General features: G+C 56.9%; 6 protein-coding genes. 4 read left to right on the plus strand and 2 right to left on the minus strand.

Going from position 1 to position 6,214, the window contains the following annotated elements:
• Positions 1–7: 7 nt before the first annotated feature.
• Entirely contained in the window at positions 8–682 is a 675-nt protein-coding gene (locus tag NW853_RS09430; protein ID WP_414332619.1) for a response regulator transcription factor, read from the minus strand.
• A 193-nt stretch (positions 683–875) separates the two neighbouring features.
• Here NW853_RS09430 and NW853_RS09435 point away from each other — a divergent pair, with 193 nt between their 5' ends.
• Together NW853_RS09435 and NW853_RS09440 are read left to right on the plus strand one after the other, a co-directional pair.
• Positions 876–1,622: a rhomboid family intramembrane serine protease gene (locus tag NW853_RS09435; protein ID WP_414332617.1), complete on the plus strand. Its 747-nt coding sequence runs from the start codon at positions 876–878 to the stop codon at positions 1,620–1,622.
• A gap of 60 nt (positions 1,623–1,682) precedes the next feature.
• A complete protein-coding gene (locus tag NW853_RS09440; protein ID WP_414332615.1) occupies positions 1,683–2,291 on the plus strand; it encodes a Uma2 family endonuclease in 609 nt (202 codons plus the stop codon).
• 20 nt (positions 2,292–2,311) lie between these two features.
• Here NW853_RS09440 and NW853_RS09445 read toward each other — a convergent pair whose 3' ends face one another.
• The gene (locus NW853_RS09445; RefSeq protein ID WP_414332693.1) at positions 2,312–3,925 is read right to left on the minus strand and encodes an NAD(P)H-quinone oxidoreductase subunit 4; all 1,614 of its coding nucleotides are present in this window, start codon (positions 3,923–3,925) and stop codon (positions 2,312–2,314) included.
• 229 nt (positions 3,926–4,154) lie between these two features.
• Between NW853_RS09445 and NW853_RS09450 the strand changes: the two genes are divergently transcribed.
• A complete protein-coding gene (locus NW853_RS09450) occupies positions 4,155–5,033 on the plus strand; it encodes an isoaspartyl peptidase/L-asparaginase (protein WP_414332613.1) in 879 nt (292 codons plus the stop codon).
• Between the two features lie 122 nt (positions 5,034–5,155).
• Positions 5,156–6,190, plus strand: coding sequence for an adenosine deaminase (locus NW853_RS09455; protein WP_414348888.1), 1,035 nt, complete (start codon positions 5,156–5,158; stop codon positions 6,188–6,190).
• The last annotated feature ends 24 nt before the right edge of the window (positions 6,191–6,214 follow it).

The following is a 6,214-nucleotide window of genomic DNA, read 5'->3' on the forward strand; positions in this document are numbered from 1 at the left end:
CCTTTATTTACCATTGAATAATCTTCTTCTGAACGGCTGTCATACACATGGCAACGCGGGCGTTGATCTCATCCTCAGATCCGAAAATATCCAGCTTTTCTTTGAGCCGTTGGATGCAGTTTTGTACGGTCTTCTTGCTGGTGTGAATGCGATCGGCAATGGCCTGATCGGTGAGGGCCTCTTTGCAGAGTAAGTTCAAGACCTCAATTTCCCGTTCTGTCAGCTTCGTGAGACCACGCAACTCCCGCGGCATGCGCAATTCTCCATTCAGGGCGCTTTTGGCTCCCTCCAAAAACACAGTCCGCCGTTCCATTTTGTTAACCGCGGCAAACCCGCCCTGGTGTTTGCTGATCAAGCCCACCAATGGAGTCAGCAGTAGCGGCTCACTGGAATAGGCCATCACGTTCAGGGTGGGGTAGTTCTCAAAGATGTGGCGCAGGAACTCTAGGCCAGGCTCGGCAGACTGTTCGCCGCTGGTTTGACCGTAGAGCAAGTCCGCCACGACCAAATCCGGCTGTTCCCGCTGCAGGCGCAGGATGGCGTCCATGGGATTGCTGACCGTGATGCACTGAGCATCGGCTGCAATCCGCTGCAGCCACTCGCAGTTGTTTTGGGCCACCTCGGGATGATCTTCGACGATCAAAAACTTGAGGGGGGTAGTTGGGCTTTCAACCTCGGACATCAGTCCACTCCTCTAAGTTCACCATCGGCCGTATGGGAACAGCCGGAACATTTCTACAGACAGGGGATCCCAACTGTAAGCATGGCTCCCAGCAGACCACTCCAGTGTAGCCTCAAGTGGGGTTTTAGAGGTGAGTCTGAGGGGTAGGAAGAGACAGGTTAAGCTAGAGGGTGATGTCAACCGGATCTCAACTGTGGTACCTCTGCAAGACCGCAACCCAACCACCCGCACGGCCTACGTCACCTATGCCCTGGTGCTCATCAACATCTTGGTTTTTGTGTATGAGCTTACCTTATCGCCGCGAGAGTTGGTGGCTTTTTTCCGAGAGTGGGCAGTGGTACCGGTAGAGTTGACGGCGAGTTTTCGAGGGGAGGTCACTTCTTCGCTGCGCCCCGAATGGATGACCCTATTCACCTCGCAATTTTTGCATGGGGGCTTTCTCCATATTGGTGGGAACATGCTCTTTTTGTGGGTTTTCGGCAACAATGTTGAGGATCGCTTGGGGCATGTGCGCTACCTCATTTTTTACCTGACTTGTGGAGCTTTGGCCGCCCTAACCCAGTGGTTTTTCGATATGGAATCCACCATTCCTTCGCTGGGGGCAAGTGGGGCCATTGCCGGGGTGTTGGGAGCCTATATCTTGCGTTTTCCACAAGCTGAGATCTTGACCCTGGTGCCTCTGGGCATTTTCATTACAACCATCTATGTTCCCGCCTGGGTGTTCCTGGGTTTTTGGTTTGTGCAACAGGCGTTTTACGGCATCGCCAGCCTGCAGACGCCCATCAACATCGGCATGCAGGGGGGAGGGATTGCCTACTGGGCCCACGCGGGCGGCTTTGTGTTTGGGGCCATCTTGGGGCCGTTGATGGGGTTATTTTCTGGCAAAAGCCCTTATGACCGCCAAATGACTTGGCAACAACGGGACAGGGATCTGTTTTGATCGGTTTGATACTTTACTGAGCCTATTGTTAATCAAATAGCAGCGTGATAGGAGCAAGCTATGGTCAGTCTATCTGCCAAGCCTCTAACTCTGGAAGACTTTCTACAACAGCCGGAAACTCAGCCTGCCAGCGAGTTTATTGAAGGAGAAATTATCCAGAAGCCTATGCCACAGGGAAAGCATAGCCGTCTCCAACTAAAACTGGGCAGCTTCATTAACGAGATGTTGGAGCCTTCTCAACTGGGAATGGCATTTCCAGAGCTGCGCTGCACTTTTGCCGGATATGCGATTGTGCCCGATATTTCTGTGATCGCCTGGGAGCGGATCCCTGTGGATGAAGATGGCACCATTCAAAATTTCATCCCCTTTTGCCCAGATTGGATCATCGAGATTCTCTCTCCCGATCAAGATCAAATGAAGCTGGTCAAAAAGATCTTGATTGGCTTGGCCCACGGCTGCCAGATGGGGTGGATCGTGGCCCCCGAAGAAAGGGTCGTTTTCGCCTATCCTGCCGGACAGCAGCCAACAGTGCATGAGGATCCGCAAGAGGTTATCCCCGTTCCCGCTTTTGCTCAAGGGATCCAACTGACGATCGGGACATTGTTTGGCTGGATGCGAGTTCAAGGCGGCGAGAGCCGCAAGCCCATTGGAGAAAAAAGCCAAGGCTAGCTACACCGGCTTCCCTCTCCTCAATTTGGCTCAGTGTTGTAAAGGGCAGGGGCTTGGGCAACCGTCGCTCCGAGGGAGGAGAGTTCCTGGCGCAGCAAGGCCACCAGGGCATTGGTGGACTGGTCGTAGAGGCTAGTGACCAGCTTGGGATAAAACCCGATGCCGATGATGGGGATCAGCAGGCAGGCGATGATGAACACCTCGCGCGGCTCGGCATCCACCAATTCTTCATGTTCGGTCAGCTCTTTGTTTTCCGGGCCAAAGAAGATCTGCCGCAACATCGACAGCAGGTAGATAGGAGTCAAGATCACCCCAACCGCCGCCAGAAAGACCACCACCAGCCGGAAGGGGAGAGAGTAGGCATCGGTGGTGGCCATGCCGATGAACACCATCAGCTCGGCCACAAAGCCGCTCATCCCCGGCAGAGCCAGAGAGGCCAGCGAGCAAGTGGTGAACATCGAGAAAATCTTGGGCATTTTCAGGCCGACGCCGCCCATTTCCTCCAGCTCCAGCGTGTGGGTGCGGTCGTAGGTGGCCCCCACCAAGAAGAACAGGCTGGCCCCGATCAGCCCGTGGGAGATCATCTGCAACATGGCGCCGCTCATGCCGATTTCGGTCAGGGATCCGATGCCGATGAGGACAAAGCCCATGTGGCTGATGGAGGAGTAGGCGATCTTCCGCTTCAGGTTGCGCTGGGCAAAGGAGGTGAGGGCAGCAAAGATGATGTTCACCACCCCCAGCACGATCAGCACCGGCGCAAAGTAGAGGTGGGCATCCGGCAGCATGCCCACATTCATGCGCATCAGGGCATAGCCCCCCATCTTGAGCAGGATCCCGGCCAGCAACATGTGAACCGGCGCCGTGGCTTCGCCGTGGGCATCGGGCAGCCAGGTGTGCAGGGGGAAGACGGGCAGCTTCACCCCATAAGCAATCAGGAAAGCCCCATACATCAGCAACTGGAAGCTCAGCGGATAGGCCTTGTGGGCCAGATCCGTCATGTCAAAGCTGATGGGATCCCCGTAGAAGGCCATAGCCAAGCCCGCCACCAGGATAAACAGCGAGCTGAGGGCGGTGTAGAGGATGAACTTGGTGGCCGCATAGAGGCGGTTGTATCCCCCCCAAATGGAGAGGAGCAAATAGACCGGGATCAGCTCCAGCTCCCACATCAGGAAAAACAGCAGCATATCCTGCACGGCAAACACCCCGATCTGGCCGCCGTACATGGCCAACATGAGAAAGTAAAACAGGCGCGGCTTGAGGGTGACCGGCCAGGCGGCCAAGATGGCAAGCGTGGTAATAAAAGCCGTGAGCAGAATGAGCGGCATGGAGAGGCCATCGGCCCCCACCGACCAGCTTAGCCCCACCTGCGGCACCCAGGTGTAGCGCTCCAGCAGTTGCAAGCCCGTCTGGGCGGGATCGTAGCCGACATAAAAGCCGGCCAGCAGAATCAGCAGATCGGTGACTGCGATGAACAAAGCAAACCAGCGGATCCGCTCGGCCAACTTTTGCGCGTAGGCGCGGGTACTGGGATCCCCAGCCGGCGCCGGGATCAACGGGATAAAGAGAGCGGCCAACACAGGGTACACAATGACCGTGGTCAGCCAGGGGAACTCGTTCAAGCTGGGCAGCGCCATCGATAGAACCTCGTTCATGCCATACGATCCAAGAGAACCACTGCCGGCCACAACCCGACAGCCCTCTTCCAGGATTGCCGTTGAGTATCTATGCTTAGCAAATCCACAGAATTATCTTAGGACTCTTCCTCCCTTTCCGCCGGCGTTCCTGGAAAGTGGTATCTGTGAAGGGTGAACCCAAAAAGCAAAGACCATCCCCCAGTAGCCTCACAAGGTATCCGAACCCATCATGCCTCAGCCCAAACTCATTATCCACGGCGGAGCCGGCAGTGCCCTAGAAGGAGAAGACAGCCTGGAAAAGGTGAGGAGATCCCTGCGGCAGGTGGTGGAAAGTACCTATGCGCTGCTGTTGGCAGGGCAAGCGGCAGAGGCGGCTGTCTTACATGCCTGCCAACTGCTGGAAGATGATCCCCTCTACAACGCCGGCACAGGATCGGTCTTGCAGTCGGATGGGCAGATCCGCATGAGCGCCGCCCTCATGAACGGGGCCACCCAGTCTTTTAGTGGGGTGATCAACGTCAGCCGGGTTCAGCATCCCATCCTCCTGGCCCAGGCTTTGCAATCCAGCCCGGATCGGGTGGTGGCCGAACAGGGGGCAGCAGAGCTGGCGCGGGAACTGAAGTTGCCGGTCTATGACCCGACCACTCTCAAGCGGCTGCAGGAGTGGGTGCAGTTGCGCCAGACCCATCCCCCGTCAAGGGTGCTCACCGCCCTGGCCATGGGCACGGTTGGAGCGGTGGCGCTGGATCAACAGGGGCGCATTTGTGTTGGCACCTCCACCGGCGGGCGGGGGTTTGAGCGGGTGGGGCGGGTGAGCGATTCGGCCACGCCCGCAGGAACCTACGCCAGTGCGGCAGCAGGAGTCAGTTGCACCGGTGTTGGGGAAGATATTTTGGATGAGAGCTTGGCGGCACGGATTGTCATTCGAGTGGAAGATGGCCTCAGCCTGAAAGCGGCCATGGCCAAGTCTTTTCAAGAGGCCCGCCAACGGCGCCGCTCCCTTGGGGCCATTGCTCTATCGCGCTTGGGCGAGATTGCTTGGGATACTACCACCGACCTGCTGCTGGCCGCCTACCACGATGGGCAGGGGATCGGTTTGACGATCTAAACTTCCAACCGAGCTTGCGCAATTCCGCCTGGACAAGCTCGATGCAGTTGGATAAGAGTAAAGATAGTACTTAAACAAACCAAGTCTGCTCCTGCGCGGGCAGCGATGGGGAGCCCCGACCTATGGCACTTCATGCGGAGTTGCACCGCCACCTGGGCGGTTCTGTCGTCCCTCGGATTCTGTGGCGCTACTTGCATCGCCAGGGATCCCCTCTGGCGGAGCGCTTTCCCACCTATGCCGAGTTTGAAGAGTTCTACACCCGCCCGCGCAACACCCTTGAAGATTACTTGGAGCTGCACACGCTGGTGGAACAGGTGCAAACCCTGGAAAGCTTACCCTATTTCATCTACCGTCTGCTGCGGGGAGCCTATGTATTTGAGGATCTGGCCTACCTAGAAATTCGTTACACCCCCTACCTGCGCACGGATCCCAGCCTAGACGAGGCAGATCGCCTCAAGCAAATGCGCCAGGTAATCGAGACGGTGGGACGGGCCAGCCAGCAGCGGGAATACCCCATTGTTACCACTCAGATTGTGTGTTTGCACTCCCGCCTCCCCAGCCACATCAACCGGGCTATGGTTGAAGCTGCTGCCGAGTCGGAATATGTGAGTGCCATCGACCTGGCTGGGGGAGACAAGCCTTACGGCGAACGCATGGACGAGTGGATCGAGCTATTCAAGTATGCCTTGGCCCGCGGCCTCAAGACCACTGCCCACCTCTACGAGACGTTGGATGGCTGTTACCCAGAGCTGCTGCCCTATGTCTCGCGGATTGGCCACGGCATTCAAATTCCCCTTCACTATCCAGAGTTGCTGCCGGAGCTGGCGCGGCGAGGACAATGCCTGGAAGTTTGTCCCACCACCTATCTAAAAACGGGCACCTTGTCCAGTTTGGATCCCCTCAAGATTGTGTTTGATCGCTGCTTTGAGGCAGGGGTAGATATCGCCATCTGCACCGACAACGCCGGCTTGCACAATGTGCGCCTGCCGTTTGAGTACGAGAACCTGCTCACCCACGACATTATCGATTTCGAGCAGCTCAAACACTGTCAGGAAGCAGCTTTTCGCCACGCTTTTGCCTGGCCTTATAAGGGGCGCCCGGCCTCTCTGTTGTCGGAGTTACAGCAGGGGGTATCTGCTTCTTTGGTAGCCCTCTGATCGCGTCAGCGGGACGGAGTCCTT

Source organism: Synechococcus sp. H55.11 (genome assembly GCF_047462475.1).
Lineage (GTDB): Bacteria > Cyanobacteriota > Cyanobacteriia > Thermostichales > Thermostichaceae > Thermostichus.

Excerpts from the sequence above, each read along its gene's own strand:
- NW853_RS09430 (WP_414332619.1), bottom strand. The coding sequence starts at position 682 with ATGTCCGAGGTTGAAAGCCCAACTACCCCCCTCAAGTTTTTGATCGTC.
- NW853_RS09440 (WP_414332615.1), top strand. The coding sequence starts at position 1,683 with ATGGTCAGTCTATCTGCCAAGCCTCTAACTCTGGAAGACTTTCTACAA.
- NW853_RS09445 (WP_414332693.1), bottom strand. The coding sequence starts at position 3,925 with ATGGCGCTGCCCAGCTTGAACGAGTTCCCCTGGCTGACCACGGTCATT.
- NW853_RS09450 (WP_414332613.1), top strand. The coding sequence starts at position 4,155 with ATGCCTCAGCCCAAACTCATTATCCACGGCGGAGCCGGCAGTGCCCTA.
- NW853_RS09455 (WP_414348888.1), top strand. The coding sequence starts at position 5,156 with ATGGCACTTCATGCGGAGTTGCACCGCCACCTGGGCGGTTCTGTCGTC.